General features: G+C 59.2%; 13 protein-coding genes and 2 pseudogenes. 5 read left to right on the top strand and 10 right to left on the bottom strand.

All coding sequences use genetic code 11. The features are described from left to right. The first annotated feature begins 91 nt into the window (after positions 1-91). The 5 genes from ACCD02_RS21750 (at position 92) to ACCD02_RS21730 (ending at position 5,291) form a co-directional block, all read left to right on the top strand. Complete coding sequence (locus tag ACCD02_RS21750) at positions 92-994, top strand: LysR family transcriptional regulator (RefSeq protein WP_413306366.1); 903 nt, start codon at positions 92-94, stop codon at positions 992-994. 99 nt (positions 995-1,093) lie between these two features. Beyond that, complete coding sequence (pncB, locus tag ACCD02_RS21745; protein WP_413306363.1) at positions 1,094-2,293, top strand: nicotinate phosphoribosyltransferase; 1,200 nt, start codon at positions 1,094-1,096, stop codon at positions 2,291-2,293. A 39-nt stretch (positions 2,294-2,332) separates the two neighbouring features. Beyond that, positions 2,333-3,160 carry an ammonia-dependent NAD(+) synthetase gene (nadE, locus tag ACCD02_RS21740; RefSeq protein WP_413306360.1) on the top strand — a complete coding sequence of 276 codons (828 nt, stop codon included), beginning with the start codon at positions 2,333-2,335 and terminating at the stop codon, positions 3,158-3,160. Between the two features lie 223 nt (positions 3,161-3,383). Beyond that, positions 3,384-4,400 (top strand): DUF1338 domain-containing protein, encoded by a 1,017-nt coding sequence (locus tag ACCD02_RS21735; protein WP_413306357.1) that lies wholly within the window; start codon positions 3,384-3,386, stop codon positions 4,398-4,400. A 204-nt stretch (positions 4,401-4,604) separates the two neighbouring features. Beyond that, positions 4,605-5,291: a hypothetical protein gene (locus ACCD02_RS21730; protein ID WP_413306356.1), complete on the top strand. Its 687-nt coding sequence runs from the start codon at positions 4,605-4,607 to the stop codon at positions 5,289-5,291. A 34-nt stretch (positions 5,292-5,325) separates the two neighbouring features. Here the strand turns inward: ACCD02_RS21730 and azu are convergent, their stop codons facing one another. The 10 genes and pseudogenes from azu to ACCD02_RS21680 all read right to left on the bottom strand — a co-directional run. Continuing rightward, a complete protein-coding gene (gene azu, locus ACCD02_RS21725; protein WP_413306353.1) occupies positions 5,326-5,772 on the bottom strand; it encodes an azurin in 447 nt (148 codons plus the stop codon). A 324-nt stretch (positions 5,773-6,096) separates the two neighbouring features. After that, positions 6,097-6,990 (bottom strand): transglutaminase family protein, encoded by an 894-nt coding sequence (locus ACCD02_RS21720; protein ID WP_413306351.1) that lies wholly within the window; start codon positions 6,988-6,990, stop codon positions 6,097-6,099. Further along, on the bottom strand, positions 6,990-9,503 hold the full coding sequence (locus ACCD02_RS21715; protein ID WP_413306349.1) for a circularly permuted type 2 ATP-grasp protein: 2,514 nt from the start codon (positions 9,501-9,503) through the stop codon (positions 6,990-6,992). Before ACCD02_RS21715 ends, ACCD02_RS21720 begins: the two co-directional genes overlap by 1 nt. A 111-nt stretch (positions 9,504-9,614) precedes the next feature. Further along, a complete protein-coding gene (locus tag ACCD02_RS21710) occupies positions 9,615-12,905 on the bottom strand; it encodes a DUF2126 domain-containing protein (protein WP_413306346.1) in 3,291 nt (1,096 codons plus the stop codon). 554 nt (positions 12,906-13,459) lie between these two features. Then, positions 13,460-13,996, bottom strand: coding sequence for a hypothetical protein (locus ACCD02_RS21705; protein ID WP_413306345.1), 537 nt, complete (start codon positions 13,994-13,996; stop codon positions 13,460-13,462). 235 nt (positions 13,997-14,231) lie between these two features. Further along, a complete protein-coding gene (locus ACCD02_RS21700) occupies positions 14,232-14,993 on the bottom strand; it encodes a hypothetical protein (RefSeq protein WP_413306343.1) in 762 nt (253 codons plus the stop codon). Between the two features lie 10 nt (positions 14,994-15,003). After that, the gene (locus ACCD02_RS21695; RefSeq protein ID WP_413306341.1) at positions 15,004-15,771 is read right to left on the bottom strand and encodes a hypothetical protein; all 768 of its coding nucleotides are present in this window, start codon (positions 15,769-15,771) and stop codon (positions 15,004-15,006) included. 8 nt (positions 15,772-15,779) lie between these two features. After that, positions 15,780-16,541 (bottom strand): hypothetical protein, encoded by a 762-nt coding sequence (locus tag ACCD02_RS21690; RefSeq protein WP_413306338.1) that lies wholly within the window; start codon positions 16,539-16,541, stop codon positions 15,780-15,782. Between the two features lie 10 nt (positions 16,542-16,551). Next, a pseudogene (locus ACCD02_RS21685) lies at positions 16,552-17,318 on the bottom strand (hypothetical protein). Between the two features lie 8 nt (positions 17,319-17,326). After that, positions 17,327-18,445 (bottom strand): annotated as a pseudogene (locus ACCD02_RS21680) (hypothetical protein); the annotation flags it as partial.

The raw sequence follows: 18,445 nt of genomic DNA, 5'->3' as shown, positions 1-18,445 counted from the left end.
TTGTTCATACATTGCAACAAACGACCATTCGGCGAGATATCATTCCGTTTATTCATGCAACCTGCGATCCAGCGTCAAGGCGACCCCACCCATGCTGAACAAGCGCTACCTGCCGTCGATCACCGCCCTGCAATGCTTCGAGGCGGTAACCCGCCACTTGAGCTTCACCCGCGCGGCCGAAGAGCTGAACCTGACCCAGAGCGCGGTCAGCAAGCAGGTCGCGCAGCTCGAAGAACTGGTGCAGCACCTGCTGTTCCGCCGGGTACGCCGCCGCCTGCAACTGACGCCCGCCGGGGCACTGTATCTGGGCGAAGTGCGCAAGATCTTGACCCAGGTCGAGATGTCCACGCACTTTCTGCGTTCCTACGGCGGTGAAACCGAAGTCCTGCGAGTGTCCACGCCATCGACCTTTGGTGCACGCTGGCTGGTCCCACGGCTCAAGGGCTGGCGTCTACGCCATCCGCACATCCACCTGGATCTGATCAACGAACAGGGCGCCGACGACCTGATCCAGGGCCGTTGCGACCTGGCCTTCTACTTTGGCCAGGGCGCATTGCCCGGCGCCGAGAGCGTGCGCCTGTTCGACGAAGAATTGGTGCCGGTCTGCTCACCCGACAGCCTGCCTTGCGCGCCTCTGACTGACCCCACGCAATTGACCGACATGGTCCTGCTGCAAAACGCCTATCGGCCACAGGCCTGGCACGAGTGGTTTGACAGTCAGGGCTATCACACCGAGCACAGCTATCACGGGCCGCGCTTCGAGACCTTCTACATGTGCATCCGCGCCGCCCAGGTAGGTTGCGGCGTGGCATTGTTGCCGCGCTTTCTGGTCGAAGAAGAGCTGGCTGATGGCAAGCTGATCATCCCCTGGGCTCACGCCCTGCCCAGCCACGATGCCTATTACCTGGCCTACCCCGAGCACGCGGCCGAAGTGCCGAAGATCCGCGATTTTGTGCAATGGATGCTGGAACAATTGGATAACCCGACGGTTTAAGGGCGACAATGCGGCCTCTGCACCTGTCGGCACTGCCCTGCAATCACCTGTCTGACAGCCTGCCCCTACTTTCCCGGCGACTCTGGAGACCAATAAAACATGAGCGAGAGCGCCTTCTCCGACCGCATCGTGCAGAACTTGCTGGATACCGACTTCTACAAGCTGACCATGATGCAGGCCGTGCTGCACAACTACCCCAACGTCGATGTCGAGTGGGAGTTCCGCTGCCGCAATGGCGAAGACCTTCGCCCCTATCTGAACGAGATTCGCCAGCAGATCGAACTGTTGTGCGAACTGTCCATGAGCAACGAACAACTGGCTTTCCTCGAACGCATCACGTTCATGAAGCCGGACTTCCTGCGCTTTCTGGGCCTGTTCCGTTTCAACATGCGCTACGTCAAGGCCAGCATCGAGGACGGTGAGCTGTGCATCCGCCTGCATGGCCCGTGGCTGCATGTGATTCTCTTTGAAGTACCGCTGCTGGCCATCGTCAGCGAAGTGCGCAACCGCACGCGCCATTCAGGGGTTCTGCTCAGTGAGGCGCGGGACCAGCTGTACCGCAAGTTCGACTGGCTGACCGCCAACGCGCGCCCCGATGAGCTGGCCGAGCTGAAAGTTGCCGACTTCGGCACCCGTCGGCGCTTTTCCTACCGTGTTCAGGAAGAAGTCGTTCGCGTGCTCAAGCAGGACTTCCCCGGCCAGTTCGTCGGCACCAGTAATGTGCAGCTGGCGCGCCAGAATGACCTCAAGCCCCTGGGTACCATGGCCCATGAATGGATCATGGCTCACCAGCAGCTCGGCCCGCGCCTGATCGACAGCCAGATCGCCGCCCTGGACTGCTGGGTTCGTGAATACCGCGGTCTGCTGGGCATCGCCCTGACCGACTGCATCAATACCGACGCCTTCCTCACCGATTTCGATCTGTACTTTGCCAAGCTGTTCGACGGCCTGCGCCATGATTCGGGCGACCCGGTGATCTGGGCCGAAAAATGCATCACCCATTACCAGCGCCTGGGCATCGACCCCATGAGCAAGACCCTGGTCTTTTCCGATGGCCTGAGCCTGCCCAAGGCCCTGGAAATATTTCGCGCCTTGCGTGGTCGGATCAACGTCAGCTTCGGCATCGGCACCAACCTGACTGCCGACATACCGGGGGTCGAGCCAATGAGTATCGTCCTGAAAATGACCGCCTGTGCCGGCCAGCCGGTGGCGAAGATTTCCGACGAACCCGGCAAGACCCAGTGCAAGGACCCGAATTTCGTCGCCTACCTGCGCCATGTATTCAAGGTGCCCGGCTGACTCAACCACCGCCAATGCCTTTAAACCAAGGAGTGAATCATGCAAGCCGTACAGCTCGAAATCGCTGAACAGCTCAAGGTCCAGCCACCTTTCGCCGACCAGGCCGCCCTCGAGGCCGAGGTCGCCCGACGCATTCAGTTCATCAAGGACTGTCTGCAAAACTCGCGGCTCAAGACCCTGGTGCTGGGCATCAGCGGCGGTGTCGACTCCCTCACCGCCGGGCTGCTGGCCCAGCGTGCGATCAAGGAACTGCGCGAAAGCACCGGTGACCAGGCCTACCGCTTCGTCGCCGTGCGCCTGCCGTATCACATCCAGCATGACGAGCATGAAGCCACGGCCTCGGTAGACTTCATCAACCCCGACGAGCGCCATACCGTGGACATCGCCCCGTCGGTGAAAGCCCTGGCCGAACAGGTCAAGGCCTTCGACGGTCTGCCCGAAAGCGCCGTAGACTTCGTCAAGGGCAATATCAAGGCGCGCACGCGCATGGTCGCCCAGTACACCATCGCCGGCGCCCTGGGCGGTCTGGTGATCGGTACCGATCACGCGGCAGAGGCGGTGATGGGCTTCTTCACCAAGTTCGGCGACGGCGCCTGCGATCTGGCGCCTCTCAGTGGCCTGGTGAAAAACCAGGTCCGCGCCATCGCCCGCAGCTTCGGCGCACCACAGAACCTGGTCGAGAAAATCCCCACAGCCGACCTGGAAGACCTGGTCCCCGGCAAACCGGACGAAGCCAGCCACGGCGTGACCTACGCCGAGATCGACGCCTTCCTGCACGGCGAGCCGGTGCGCGAAGAAGCGTTCAAGATCATTGCCGATACCTATCGCAAGACCCAGCACAAGCGGGATCTGCCGTACGCCCCGTGATTCGGGCCTTATAGCGGTCCGCAGGAGCGGGCTTGCCCGCGAAAAAGACAGTATGGTGTGTCAGAAATACCGCGCCGAGGTCTTCGCGGGCAAGCCTCGCTCCTACGGCATGTAGTGGTCAGCAATAGAAAACGGAATGAACCCGCCGTTTTTTTTCGCTTGTCCGTAGCATCAATAGGGGCTTTGATGATGGCCTCATTTGCCATCGTCAGAGCCGCTGCCCATGTCCTCGTTCCAAGGCCTCTTCTCTCTCGTCGCCACCGTCGTCGGTCAACCGGCCGCCCACTGGCTGGAAAATCACGTCGAAGTCCCTCAGGGTCTGCATGAGCTCTCCTGGGGCGAAGACAACCTGCACCGTGCCTGGCTGGCCGAAGCGCTGAACCTGTGCCTGCTGTACAAGCTGACCGAAGCCGTGCCGGCGGGCCGTTGCTATGTCGACGAACAGGCTCAGCAGGGCCGCAAGGTGGTGTTCGACCACGGCGCCATCCGCACCGTCGACTGGCCGGAAAACGGCGAGCTGCCTCGCGGCCGCCTGGCCTTCTCGCGTCTGCTGGAGCCCTTGGGCTTCACCGATGTGCGCACCTACCCGCTGACCAAACTGAACATGACCGGCTGGGCCTATCGCCAGATGGACCTGCCGGAAGATATCGCCCAGTTCTTCGTCTCAGAGCTGCATCCGGGCCGTTTCAGCGAAACCTTCCAGAGCGCCGTGACCCGCGTGGTCAGCAGCAGCCTTGACCCGCTGACGACCGAGCACCTGAGTATCCTCAAGCGCCTGCGTCTGACCCGCCATTGCAGCCTGGCCGAAGCCCGCGCCCTGCTGCCGGCGCTGTATCAGGCTTTCGACCGCCAGCACGGCGTGGTGCAACAAGCCGACTACCAGACCCTGCTCGCTGAAAGCGCGGAAATGGCCTGGATCTCCACCGAAGGCAACAGCTTCAACCACCTGACCGACCGGGTAATCGACCTGGAAGCTGTGGTGGCCGAGCAGAACCGCCTGGAGCGGCCAATGAAGGACAGCATCGAAGTGTCCACTTCAGGCCGGGTCATGCAGACCGCCTACCGCGCCTGCACCGTCACGCGCGGCTTTGCCGATGCCTGCGGGCGCGTACAGGAGCAGCAAGTGCCGGGCTCATTCGTCGAATTCATTCAGCGCAAGATCGACCCCGACACCGATCGTCTGGACCTCAATTTCGACAGTAGCAATGCCCAGGGCATCTTCAAGATGACCGCACGGTAACGTCGAAATCTCGTTGGAGCCAGGCTTGCCCGCGAATACGGTGTTGCAGGCGATAGAGTTTTATCGAATGTACGGTCTCTTCGCGGGCGAGCCTCGCTTCAATGGTCCTTGACCTGTAGGACATTTCTGATTTCCCCTCGGACTCTTGAAGCGGTCTGACACTCTCGGCAATCTGTTTCCAGGCATGCTGTTCAGGGTTTCACCGTGTTTTCTCACAAACGCTCCATCGTCCAGCGTCCGTGGTTCATTCCCGCGTGCGCCGTATTTGCGGTGATCTGCTGGATTGCCACCGCCGCCAGCCAATCGATCTCCCGGCCCCCGGACAGCAACGCAGAATCCTTCACCCTGAGCGGCGAAATCCCCGCTCATACTGCGTTGCGCGCTACAGCCCAGTACTCGCCATCCGGCACTGCCCACAGCTGCAATTACCCACCCGCCCTGCTGCAGCACGACAGCGTGCCCGGCGATGATGTACAGGCTTTCAACTTCGAAATTGCCTTGAGCTACAGCCTGCCCGGCTGCGAAATGCTGCTCAGTGAAGTAAGCCTGGTCGTCGATGGTTTCTCCGGCGAGCAGCGCGTACTGCACAGCAGCACCAGCGGTGGTGTCATTGCCATACGGCCGGATATGAGCCCACGGCAAAAGAACGGCGTACCGGGGTTTCCGGCGTCAGGCGAGAAGGAGTATCGCGGGCTGTGCAGTTGGCGGACGATCTGGACGGCCCAAGGGCAAGGCGAGACGAGGCGCCTGGAATGCGAGGCGGCGGACAAGGACTGGAAGGTGGCCAGCGATGGCAGACATCAGCGCCGACCCGGCGGCGCGGTCAGCCGCCAGCAACTGGCGGGCAAGACCATCCGCATGACCCTGCGCATGGCAGAACCGGCGACCTGATCCAGCGGGGAGCAAGTCGCGCGCGGGTAACGGCTTACTTCAGAGTGACAGGGCCTTTCATCAAGCTGATATGACCCGGGAAGGAGCAGAAGAACAGGTACTTTTCAGCAGCATCGAGCTTGGACACATCCAGCTTGATTGAGTCCTTTTCACCGGCACCAATGACTTTGGTGTGGGCGATGACGCGAGTGTCGCCGTCCTTGATGTAGTTCTTGTCGATGCCGACGCTCAGGCCGTCAGTGGCGATCGACTGGGCATCGGCTTCTTTGCTGACCACCAGGTTATGGCCCATGACCGTTTTTGCCAGGCTGCCGGAGTGTTCCAGATTGATGGTGAACTCCTTGCAGCTCTTGTCGATCTCGATGGCCTTGGTGCTGTAGGTCATCTGGTCGGTGGAATCGACCGTGATGGAGCATTCGGCAGCCAGTAATTGGCCACTGGCCAGGGTCAGCAGCGATACAGCGACAAGCTTGCGAATCATGTGAATCTCCAAGGCAGGGTGTTCAATCTATTAACCGTGAGACTGCCTGATCTGCGCGTGGCTGCCAATGACCTGCGTCAACGGGTCTCAAAGAGACGCGCTATTGGAATCATCAAGACAATCAAACAGCCTCAAGCGTAGCCGCGCCGTACCATCACGCCATGCCCACTTAGAGAGCCGCCATCATGACCTTCAATAGCCTGTTCCGCAGCCTGCTCGCCGCCTATGCCTGTGGCGCCAGTGGCAGTTATACCCATGAGATCGAAGGGGCGCGGTTGCGGGATTGATCCAGCCGGTCCCACATAGTGTGCAGCAGCTCAATAATCAGCCGCCGACCGGCATCACCGTCACCCGCACTTCCGGATCATGGTTGCCGCCGCCGAGGATGACCCCGCGCAGCGGCGAAACGTCGGAAAAGTCCCGCCCCCAGGCCAGACAAATGTGTTCCAAAGCTGGCTGCACATTGTTGGTCGGATCGAAATCCACCCAGCCCAATACCGGACAGAACACCGAAACCCAGGCATGGGAGGCGTCGGCGCCGATCAGGCGGGGCTGGCCGGGCGGTGGTTGGGTAAGCAGGTAGCCGCTGACGTAGCGCGCCGACAGACCCCGTGAACGCAGGCAGGCCAGCATCAAGTGGGCGAAGTCCTGGCACACCCCACGACGGCGTTCGAGTACTTCAACCAGCGGTGTCGCCACCTGAGTCGCCTCGTCGTCGAAGGTGAACTCTTTGAAGATTTTCTCCATCAACGCCTGCACGCAAAGCAACAACGGTCGCCCTGGCGGGAAGCAGACTTCAGAGAAATCGACAAAGGACTGCTTGAGGTGCACATAGGGCGACTCGAAGCGATAGCGACAGGCCTCCAGGATATCCGCCGACATCGGCCGGGCGCTGTAAGTCATGGCGTTACGGGTCAAATCCCAGGCAGGCGACTGATAGAAATCCAGCAAGGGCCGGTGCAGCACCTCGACCCGCAGCCGCGCATTGACCTGCAACTCGTCATGAGGCCGTTCGAAGGCCAGGCGGGTCAGGGGATTGCCGAATACGTCCAGCTCATCGCGGCGCGTGGTCGGTGCAGGGCTGATCACCAGTTGCTGTTCGGTGCAGCGCTGCCAGGGATTGCGCCGAGGCCATAGATGCGCCAACTGCTGGGCCAGGGACACCGGGCTGTCGTACTTGTAATGGGTATCGTGAAGAATCTGGTAATGGGCGCTCATCAGACGGACACCGTGCGCTGGCTGACATCATCGACATGGGCAAAATGGCGCAGGGCCAGGCGGTCGGACACCTGACCACTGGTTTCGGCGATGCCTTGCAGCAGCTCGGCCAGACCATCCAGAGCCGCCTGCACACCGCTGTCGCCGAACAGGGCGTTTTCCAGGCAACCGAGATCGAACGCCGCCAGGCGCTTGATCTGCACATTCAAACTGTTGTCCTTGGGGGCGCCGAAGTCTTCGTTGAGACGATTGAGCGAGCGCGATACCAGCTTGAGCTGGAACAGCACGGCATGGGGGTTCTGCTCGTCGAGGAGCAACAGGTCCAGCACCGGGATCAACTGCGGCAGCGCCAGATAGCGCGAACGGTAGGTGATGCTGCTGTTGCCCAGCTCAAGCAGCCATTCCAGACCGGCCTGATCGGACGCCTGCGTGCCACGAATGAACGCCGCCAGGCTGCTGCTGAGGAACTTGAGGCGCTCGATACGCCGCCCGATCATCAGGAAACGCCAACCTTCGTCACGAGTCATGTCGTCCAGGGCAAAGCCGGACAACGCCGCCAGGGACATCACCAGACGGTTGAGGAAATCCAGCAGCTCGCCGAAATCCGGCTCCTTGGTGTCGAGGCTGGTGGCTTCGCGCTGCAATTCCACCAAGGCCTGCCAGTTTTCCCGGGACAACTTGCCGCGCACCTGAGACGCCGACCATTGCAGGCGTTGCAGGTTGGCGCGCAGGCTGAAAGCCCAGTCCTCACCGAGCAAACCGGCGAGCAGGCGGTTATGCAGGGTGCTGCCCTCCTCGTCGTCTTCGTCGATCCCCGGCAACAGGCCCAGGCTTTCGCCCAGGGCCACTGCGGCCTGCAAGGCTTGCGGATCATCATCGTCGACATAGCGGGCGATCATGATACGCAGCATTCGCGCACTGTCGTCGCACCGCTCGCAGTAACGACCGAACCAGAACAGGTTTTCCACCACCCGGGACGGCAGGTACGGGTCGCGGCGAATCAGATCATGGACGCCCAGGGTGCGCTGGCTTTTCCATGGCTCGCCGCCGTAAGTGCGTTGCTCGCCCAGCACCCAGGTGTCCTTGCTGGCACCGCCACGCTGCATCGACACCACATCGGCGTCGGCCTCGGCGGCGACACGGGTCAGGCCGCCCGGCAACACGCGGTAACTGCCGTCACTACCGGCGACCGCATACACGCGCATGCCGATGGCCCGGGGTTGCAGTTGCTCGCCGTCGGGCTGCCAGATCGGTGCGTGGGACAGCTGCGCCAGCTCCTGCGCGACATAGGCGTAGGGACGGGCCTGCATGCGCTCGGCCAAGGCCTGGCGCTGTTTCTCGTTGAGGTCGCGACCGAACACCGGAGCGAAGCTCTGGGATGGAAAGGCCGGCTTGATCAGCAGCTCGGGCATCTTCTCCAACGCCTGGGCCAGCACTGGCGGCTCACCACACCACCAGGTCGCAACCGACGGCAGGATCAGCTCTTCGCCAAACAGGTATTCATTGATTTTCGGCAAGAAGCCCAACAGGCCTGGCGATTCCAGCACGCCGCTGCCCAGGGCATTGGCCACCAGTACCCGGCCCTGACGCACCGCTTCCAGCAAGCCCGGCACGCCCAGAGCAGAGTCGGTGCGCAGCTCCAGCGGGTCGCAGAAGTCATCGTCCAGGCGACGCATGATTGCGTGGACCCGGCGCAGGCCGCTGAGGGTCTTGAGGTAGACCGTGGCATCGCGAACGGTCAGATCCCCGCCTTCAACAAGCGGATAACCGAGCTGACGCGCCAGGTACAGGTGTTCGAAATAGCTTTCGTTAAAGCGACCCGGTGTCAACAGCACGATCAGCGGCGCTTCATTGCTCGACGGTGCCTGGCGGGCCAGGGTTTCCTGCAGGCTGCGGAAGAAGCCCGACAGATGCTGCACCTGCAGGTCGCGGTAGGTGTCCGGGAAGGCCCGGGACACGATCTGCCGGTTTTCCAGGGCATAACCTGCACCGGACGGCGCTTGCGTACGGTCGGCGGTGACCCACCAACGCCCATCCGGAGTACGGGCCAGATCCACGGCGTACAGGTGCAGAAAGATATCTTCCGGCGGCTTCACACCCTGGCACGGCCAAAGGAAATTGTTATGGCCAAAGACCAGCTCGGCGGGCAGCAAGCCGTTGGCAATAAGCGTCTGCGGGCCATACAAATCCGCCAGTACCGCATTGAGCAGGCGCGCGCGCTGGGCGATCCCGGCGGACACCTGTTTCCACTCGTCCGCCGCAATCAGATGGGGCAGCAGATCCAGTTCCCACGGACGGTCGGCGCCCTTGGGGTCGGCATAGACGTTGTAGGTAACACCGTTTTCCTGGATTTGCCGGGTCAGCAAGGCCTGACGCTGAATCAGCTGGGCAGGCGTACTGCGCTGCAAATGCTCATAGAGACGCAACCAATGCGGGCGCACAGCGCCACTGGCATCGAGCATCTCGTGGTAAGTACCCGCAGAAAGCGGATAGCGGTCAAGCAGGTCAGGCATGGAGGGCTCGGCAGAGACTGTAAGGACTTCAAATAGGCGCGGACGCTATTACGGGGATGTCGATATAGCATCACACCCCTCCCCATAATATCGTCCGGCTGTTGCACTTATTTAATGCAGACGCATGTCCAGCGTCATAGGCAACTCATCATTGATGGTCAGCGGTGGCACATCCAGTTTGCCGGGGCTGTGGCCGATACGGAAAAACCGCGCCAGACGCCGACTTTCTGCTTCGTTGGCGTTGACCGGCAGGGTTTCGTAGTTACGGCCGCCAGGATGGGCGACATGATACTCGCAGCCGCCCAGTGAGCGCTGCATCCATGTGTCCACCAGGTCGAAAACCAGCGGTGCGTGAACAGGAATGGTCGGTTGCAGGCAATTGGCCGGCTGCCAGGCGCGATAACGCACTCCGGCGACGAACTCGCCGGTGCGGCCGGTCGGTTGCAGCGGCACCGGGATACCATTGCAGGTCAGCACATAACGCTGCGGCGGCAGGCCATTGAGCTTGACCTGCAAACGCTCCAGAGACGAGTCCACGTAACGCACCGCACCACCGGCCGAACCCTCCTCGCCCAGTACGTGCCAGGGTTCAAGGGCCTGACGCAGCTCCAGTTCGATACCACTGACGGCATAGTCGCCGACTTTCGGAAAACGGAACTCCAGGTGCGCGGCGAACCAGTCGGCACGCAGCGGATAACCTGCGGCGTTGAGCTCGACGATCACGTCGTTGAAATCCTGCTGGATGAAATGCGGCAGCATAAAGCGGTCATGCAACTCGGTGCCCCAGCGGGCCAGCTTCGGCGGCGCATAGGGTTCACGCCAGAACCGCGCGACCAAGGCGCGCAGCAACAGTTGCTGGGCCAGGCTCATGCGGGCATGGGGCGGCATTTCGAACGCACGCAACTCAAGCAGGCCCAGGCGCCCGGTGGCGCCGTCAGGCGAATACAGCTTGTCGATGCAGAACTCGGCGCGGTGCGTGTTACCCGTCACGTCGATCAGCAGGTTGCGCAGCAGCCGGTCAACCAGCCATGGCGCGACGGTGTCGCCGGCCTTGGGCATCTGGGCGAAGGCGATTTCCAGTTCGTACAACGAATCGTTGCGCGCTTCGTCGATACGCGGTGCCTGGGACGTCGGGCCGATAAACAGCCCGGAGAACAGGTACGAAAGCGACGGGTGGTTATGCCAGTAGCTGAGCAGGCTGCGTAGCAGGTCCGGACGACGCAGGAACGGTGAATCCCCAGGCGTTGCCCCGCCAAGGACGAAGTGGTTGCCGCCGCCGGTGCCGGTATGGCGCCCGTCGATCATGAATTTCTCGGTGGTCAGGCGCGTCAGACGGGCCTGTTCATAGAGGAATTCGGTGCGTTCAACCAGTTCGTCCCAGTTGGCAGACGGCTGCACGTTGACTTCAATGACGCCAGGATCCGGAGTCACCCGGAAGTTGGACAGGCGCGGATCGTGGGGCGGCTCGTAGCCTTCCAGCAGGATCGGGCACTTCAGCTCTTCGGCGGTGGCCTCGATGGCGGCCACCAGTTCCAGGTATTCCTCGAGCTTTTGCAGAGGCGGCATAAACAGGTACAGGCGGCCGTTACGTGCTTCGCAGCACAACGCCGTGCGGGTCAGCCAGTCGGCGGATTCGTCGACCAACGGGACAGCCTCGGCCACACCTTCGACGTACTCCGGCAAACCGTCCAGATGCGTGCGCACCAGATCGCTGCCGGGCAGCTCAGGAAAATCCTGATTAAGGTCGTTCGGATGGATATACGGATATTCCGCTGCCTTGACCCACGGCTGCGACGCCAATGGCAGGCGATAGCCCAGCGCCGAGTCACCCGGCACCAGACGGCAATGGGTATCACGCAGGTACCAGCGACCGCTCTGCCAGCGATCCCCGGCCGCAGTGCGCGCCAACGGCAGGACCTGGCCGACCACCTTGTCCAGCCCCTGATTGAACACCTTGCGCAGGCGCTCGCGCTCCATCTCGTCGCTCAGGCGCGGATCTTCGGCCGTGACGTTTGACGGCAAGGCGCCTTCACGCCACAGGTAATAGAAATTGTCTTCGTAGGCCGGAAACACAAAGCGTGCCGGGAGCTTCAGGCGCTCGGCCACGCTGCGCAGGAAACGCCCCGCCAGTTCACCGGTAGCACCGTAGTCCTGGGTTTCGTCGGCAATCAGCGCGTCATTGCGCCAGACCGGCTCGCCGTCCTTGCGCCAGAAACAGTTCAGCGACCAGCGCGGCAACTGCTCGCCGGGATACCACTTGCCCTGGCCGAAGTGCACGATGCTGTGGGGCGCGTAATGCTTGCGCATACGCAGATACAGATCGGCCGACAGGGCGCGTTTGCGCGGGCCGAGGGCAGCGGTGTTCCATTCGGCGCCGTCGCGGTCATCAATGGACACGAACGTTGGCTCGCCGCCCATGGTCAGGCGCACGTCGTCCGCTTTCAGATCGGCATCAATCTGATGGCCCAGGGCCTGGATCTCGGCCCACTGCGCGTCGGTGTAAGGTTTGGTGACGCGGGGCGCCTCCCAGATTCGCTCCACCGACATTTCGTGGCTGAATTCGGTCTCGCACGGCTCGACCAACCCACTGATCGGCGCCGCCGAAGACGGCTCCGGACTACAGGCCAGGGGAATATGCCCCTCACCGGCGAATAGCCCGGATGTCGCATCCAGGCCCACCCAACCTGCGCCGGGCAAGTACACCTCGCACCAGGCGTGCAGGTCCGTGAAGTCGACATCGGTGCCGGACGGTCCGTCCAGGGCTTCGACGTCAGCCTTCAGCTGGATCAAGTAGCCGGAAACGAAACGCGCAGCCATGCCCATATGGCGCAGCAACTGCACCAGCAGCCACGCCGAATCGCGGCAGGAACCGGAAGCGTTATCAAGGGTGAACTCCGGGGTCTGTACACCCGGCTCCATGCGAATCAGGTACTCGATGTCCTGGCTGAGGCGCTGGTTCAGCGCCACCAGGAAATCAATGGCCGGCAGCGGCTCGCGGTCAATGCTGTCCAGATAAGCCGCAAACTTCGGCGTCAGCGGCAGTTTTTCCAGGTACGGCGCCAGCTCACGTTGTTCTTCGCTGGCGTAGGTAAAGGGGATTTTCTCGGCATAGGGCTCGAGGAAAAAGTCGAACGGGTTGAACACCGCCATCTCGGCGACCAGATCGACCTCGACGCGCAGCTCTTTGGTTTTTTCCGGGAATACCAGACGCGCCAGGTAATTGCCCTGGGGATCCTGCTGCCAGTTGATGAAATGGTTTTCCGGCAGCACCTTCAGCGAATACGACAACACCCGGGTACGACTATGGGCAGCCGGACGCAGGCGCACGATCTGCGGACCCAGTTCAACCGCACGTTCGTAGCGGTAATGCGTGACATGGTGCAAGGCAATATGAATCGACACGGCGTGCCTCCTGCGGCCTGGACGGTAATCGAACCGCGCAAGACTTATGCCACTCGGCAAAGTCCGGCGCCAGCGGCGTTAGTACTGCCCGCTCAGCTAAGCACAGCACCAAAATCGCGCCAGCCGAAAGGGTACGGTGCAAGGGTTGCACGGATATGGGGCGAGCGGGGTTATTTGTGTCAAACCGCCAAAAGCCCAACCTGTGGGAGCGAGGCTTGCCCGCGAAAGAAACGACGCATTGCGTCAACCAAACCGCATCGAGGCCTTCGCGGGCGAGCCTCGCTCGAACGATATGCCGAGTTGCGCAGGGTCGACCCAATTGCCTTGTAGGAACTGGTGGTAAACATGTTTGTTCGTGACCTGACGATCCTGCCCGGATAAATGCATGTTTTCGAATATCGCCGCTTGCAGGCCCACGGCCATGCCCGCCAGGCCGGCGTGTAACTGGATCTGTACCCAGAAACCTGTCGAGGCTCTCGGGTTGCGGTGACCTGAGTACTGCACGGCCCTGCCCATCACACTGGGGCGCTGCAGGATTTTTGGTAGGGCCGGGATTAGTCTGTACTCATTGGTACGTTAACCTTGGCCCTGATGAAGGGTACGTCGGGAGACAGATACGGTTTAATGAATTCAGCTACGCGCTCTTTTTGTCTTCGCTGGCAAAAAATATTCTGATTCCAGCTGACTATTCGTCCGAGGCGCTTATCAAAAAGAGTAAATTGCATGTCAACCACTTCTCTGTTGGTTGCAATGGCCAGCTGTGTAAAGTCTTTCCATTCGTAGTCTAGATGATGGTATTGGGTGTGCATTTCCCGATAGCTCTTGGAGTTGGCCATGGAGAGATACATCAAACCCATCCCCCCAGGCCCTACCAACGCACCAATCAAAAAAGTCGGGTCAACAGTTGCCAGAGAGATAAAGATAATCGCGGCGACACCGGTAAACCATTTTAAAAACGTCAGCATCCAATCGGGGAAATCTTTCCATTCGCAACACTCCACCCCGGATTGAGTAAAGCGGTAGGCGAAGTTCATTCGTTGGTGGGTTACGCTGAGAAGCGTGAATAGCATGAGTGCGAAAAAAAAACGCAAGACAATGTTCGTAAGGGCTGACTCATTCCCTCGTATACTGAGTACAGAAAAAACGAACCCCCTAACGTTAGCGCGGCCATAAACGCAAACATGCAATTGGCCACAAACGTATTGTAATTGCGCGCCCGTATCGTCCAGCCCAACAACTCCGGTTCATGGGCAAACTTCCATTGCAGCTGCGGTGGCAGGTCAAGGGGTTTATTAAAGTTAAATAGCTTAGCGTTCATTGAGTCATTTATTCCGGAACGGCCAATGTCAAGAGCTGGGTGCTTTGGTGGGCCAGCACGATGCCGTCTTCTTCCTTTAACTCACCGTTAAACGCGTTATTGGCCCGGTCGGCCTCGCCCGCGGCCCATTCAAGCGCCAGGCGAAAGATATAGCCGCGCAAATCTTCGCGACACAGCACGCCGTTCGGATACTCAACCTCCATTTCCAGGATCGGATTGGCTATCGAGGTGTTGATCCACACTTGCCAAAGGCGGTGCTGTTCTGTGCCGGTGTAAGCGAAGTCTGCGGGGTTGATTTTATTTGCCGGCGCATCGGGCAGCTCGCCGAGCTGTTTCGGATCGATCCAGTTGCCGTTAAGGAACTGTTCGTAAAAGCCGCTGCGGGTCGGTTGCAGTTCATCCTTGGAAAAATAGTTTCGATCGATCATGGCGGATTGAACGGTCACTTCCTTGCCCGCCAACATTACAGGTAACTGGATTTGTACCCAGAAGCCGAGGTTTTGTCGTGGGGTACTGCCGCCGCCGTAATACAGGGCTCTGCCCAGCACGGTCGGTCGTTGCAGGGTTTCCAGCAGCACCCGCATCTGCCGGGCGTGACCTGCATCACCCTGCCATTTCGGGTCTGCGCCACGCCCCCAGCGGCAACGGTACAGCCACAGCCGCAGCCCTTCGCGCTTGAGGCGGTTGGCGGCCATGGTGATCATCAGATAGGCGATGCCGAGGAGCGCCATGCGGTGACGGACAATAAAATAGCGCTGCAAGCTCCCCATACAGAACACGTCAGTCGGTACTCATCGGAACGTTGACCTTGGCCCTGATGAAGGGTACGTCGGGAGACAGATACGGTTTAATGAATTCAGCTACGTGTTCTTTTTGCTTGCGCCTGCAAAAAACATTAAGGCTGCCAAGGGTTTTATACTGCTCACCTTCCATTAAAACACTAAACTTTAAATCGACAACCTCCCTATTGGTCGCGATAGCGAGCTGAGTAAATTCCTCCCACTTAAATTCATGGTGATGATATTGGGTATGCATTTCCTGATAGCTCTTCGAATGCGCCATCGAGAGATACATCAAGCCCATGCCTCCCGGCCCTACCAATGCACCAATCAAAAAGGTCGGGTCGATGGTTGCCAGAAAGATAAAGACAATGGCAGTGATGCCGGTAAGCCATTTCAAAAATGTCAGCACCCATTTGGGAAAGTCCTTCCACTCACAATACTCCACCCCGGATTGAGTAAAACGATAGGCGAAATTCATTCGTTGGTGGGTCATGCTGGCCGTTACGAGTGAAAACAATATGTAAAACCCCAGACTGACGGAGATTTCAGACAAAAAACTTTCGTCCGGCGCAGGAGGGCTATAGACAACATACGACGCCCCCATTATTACCACCGACATAAATGCAAACATGCAGTTGGCCACAAACGTGTTGTAATTGCGAGCCCGTATCGTCCAGCCTAACAACTCCGGCTCATGAGCAAATTTCCACTTCAGCTGCGGCGGCAGATTAAGGGGCTTATTAAAGTTAAATAGCTTAGCGTTCATTGAGTCATTTATTCCGGAACGGCCAATGTCAAGAGCTGGGTGCTTTGGTGGGCCAGCACGATGCCGTCTTCTTCCTTTAACTGACCGTTAAACGCGTTATTGGCCCGGTCGGCCTCGCCGGTGGCCCACTCAAGCGCCAGGCGAAAGATATAACCGCGCAAATCTTCGCGACACAGCACGCCGTTCGGGTACTCAACCTCCATTTCCAGGATCGGATTGGCTATCGAGGTGTTGATCCACACTTGCCAAAGGCGGTGCTGTTCTGTGCCGGTGTAAGCGAAGTCTGCGGGGTTGATTTTATTTGCCGGCGCATCGGGCAGCTCGCCGAGCTGTTTCGGATCAATCCAGTTGCCGTTAAGGAACTGTTCGTAAAAGCCGCTGCGGGTCGGTTGCAGTTCATCCCTGGAAAAATAATTTCGATCGATCATGGCGGATTGAACGGTCACTTCTTTGCCCGCCAACATTACAGGCAACTGGATTTGTACCCAGAAGCCGAGGTTTTGTCGTGGGGTACTGCCGCCGCCGTAATACAAGGCCCTGCCCAGCACGGTCGGTCGTTGCAGGGTTTCCAGCAGCACCCGCATCTGCCGGGCATGGCCTTTATCACCTTGCCATTTCGGATCGGCGCCACGCCCCCAGCGGCAACGGTACAGCCACAGCCGCAGCCCTTCGCGCTTGAGGCGGTTGGCGGCCATGGTGATCATCAAATAGGCGATGCCGAGCAGCGCCATGCGGTGACGGACAATAAAATAGCGCTGCAAGCTCCCCATACAGAACACGTCAGTCGGTACTCATCGGAACGTTAACCTTGGCCCTGATGAAGGGTACGTCGGGAGACAGGTACGGTTTAATGAATTCAGCTACGCGCTCTTTTTGTTTGCGCTTGCAGAAAACATTAAGATTCCAGTTGGTTTTGTAGTCATCACCCTCCATCGTAACACTGTACTTTAAATCAACAACCTCTCTGTTGGTAGCGATGGCTAGTTGCGTGAGTTCTGCCCATTTATATGCGTAGTGATGATACTGGGTGTGCATTTCCTGATAACTCTTCGAGTGAGCCATGGAAAGATATATTAATCCCCCCCCCCTGGCCCTATCAACGCACCAATCAAAAAAGCCGGGTCGATGGTTGCCAGAAAGATAAAGACAATGGCAGTGATGCCGGTAAGCCACTTCAAAAATGTCAGCACCCATTTGGGAAAGTCCTTCCACTTACAATACTCCACGCCAGATTGAGTGAAGCGGTAGGCGAAATTCATTTTCTGGTGAGTCATACTTATAAGCGCTAATGATATGATCAGATAAAAACACAGACTGACCAAAACCCTTGCCAAATAGCCTTCACCTGGCGCAGGAAATGAATATACGAGATACGCCCCCCCCGCTATCATTAGCGACACACATACAAACATACAATTGGCCACAAACGTATTGTAATTGCGCGCCCGTATCGTCCAGCCCAACAACTCCGGTTCATGGGCAAACTTCCATTGCAGCTGCGGTGGCAGCTCAAGGGATTTATTAAAGTTAAATAGCTTAGCGTTCATTGAGTCATTTATTCCGGAACGGCCAATGTCAAGAGCTGGGTGCTTTGGTGGGCCAGCACGATGCCGTCTTCTTCCTTTAACTCACCGTTAAACGCGTTATTGGCCCGGTCGGCCTCGCCGGTGGCCCACTCAAGCGCCAGGCGAAAGATATAACCGCGCAAGTCTTCGCGACACAGCACGCCGTTCGGATACTCAACCTCCATTTCCAGGATCGGATTGGCTATCGAGGTGTTGATCCACACTTGCCAAAGGCGGTGCTGTTCTGTGCCGGTGTAAGCGAAGTCTGCGGGGTTGATTTTATTTCCCGGCGCATCGGGCAGCTCGCCAAGCTGTTTCGGATCGATCCAGTTGCCGTTAAGGAACTGTTCGTAAAAGCCGTTGCGGGTCGGTTGCAGTTCATCCCTGGAAAAATAGTTTCGATCGACCATGGCGGATTGAACGGTCACTTCTTTGCCCGCCAACATTACAGGTAACTGGATTTGCACCCAGAAGCCGAGGTTTTGTCGTGGGGTACTGCCGCCGCCGTAATACAAGGCCCTGCCCAGCACGGTCGGTCGTTGCAGGGTTTCCAGCAGCACCCGCATCTGCCGGGCGTGACCTGCATCACCCTGCCATTTCGGGTCTGCGCCACGCCCCCAGCGGCAACGGTACAGCCACAGCCGCAACCCTTCGCGCTTGAGGCGGTTGGCGGCCATGGTGATCATCAGATAGGCGATGCCGAGCAGGGCCAAGATAACGATCACCGGACTGGACATGATCCAGGAGAAGCCGAACCAATAGCCGAGGCCTGCGCCGATAGTTTGTACGCCAGCAACGAACGACATTCCGAGCACACTACGAGCCTTCCATGTAAGCAACGTTTTCTCTTCTTCGCTGGTGGCGGCATCAACCTCTTTGGAAATCTGCCAAGCCTCAAGCGCCGCCGCAACAGCGCCCAATGTCGCCCACGTCACCGTCCGTAAAATCAAACCTTTCGAGGCCGCCGCAAATTCACTCGCCACCGCCGCCTGGGTGCTACCAGCGGTAGCGGCTTTAGCTTTCCTTAACCATTCAAGGTGTCCAGCTTGAGCCACCTTCTGGGTCTCAGTACCCATACTTACTGACATCCCCCCCGCCCGATTCCACGC

Source organism: Pseudomonas sp. Pseusp88 (assembly GCF_047303955.1).
Classification (GTDB): domain Bacteria; phylum Pseudomonadota; class Gammaproteobacteria; order Pseudomonadales; family Pseudomonadaceae; genus Aquipseudomonas.
This window is presented reverse-complemented; position numbering and strand designations above follow the sequence as displayed.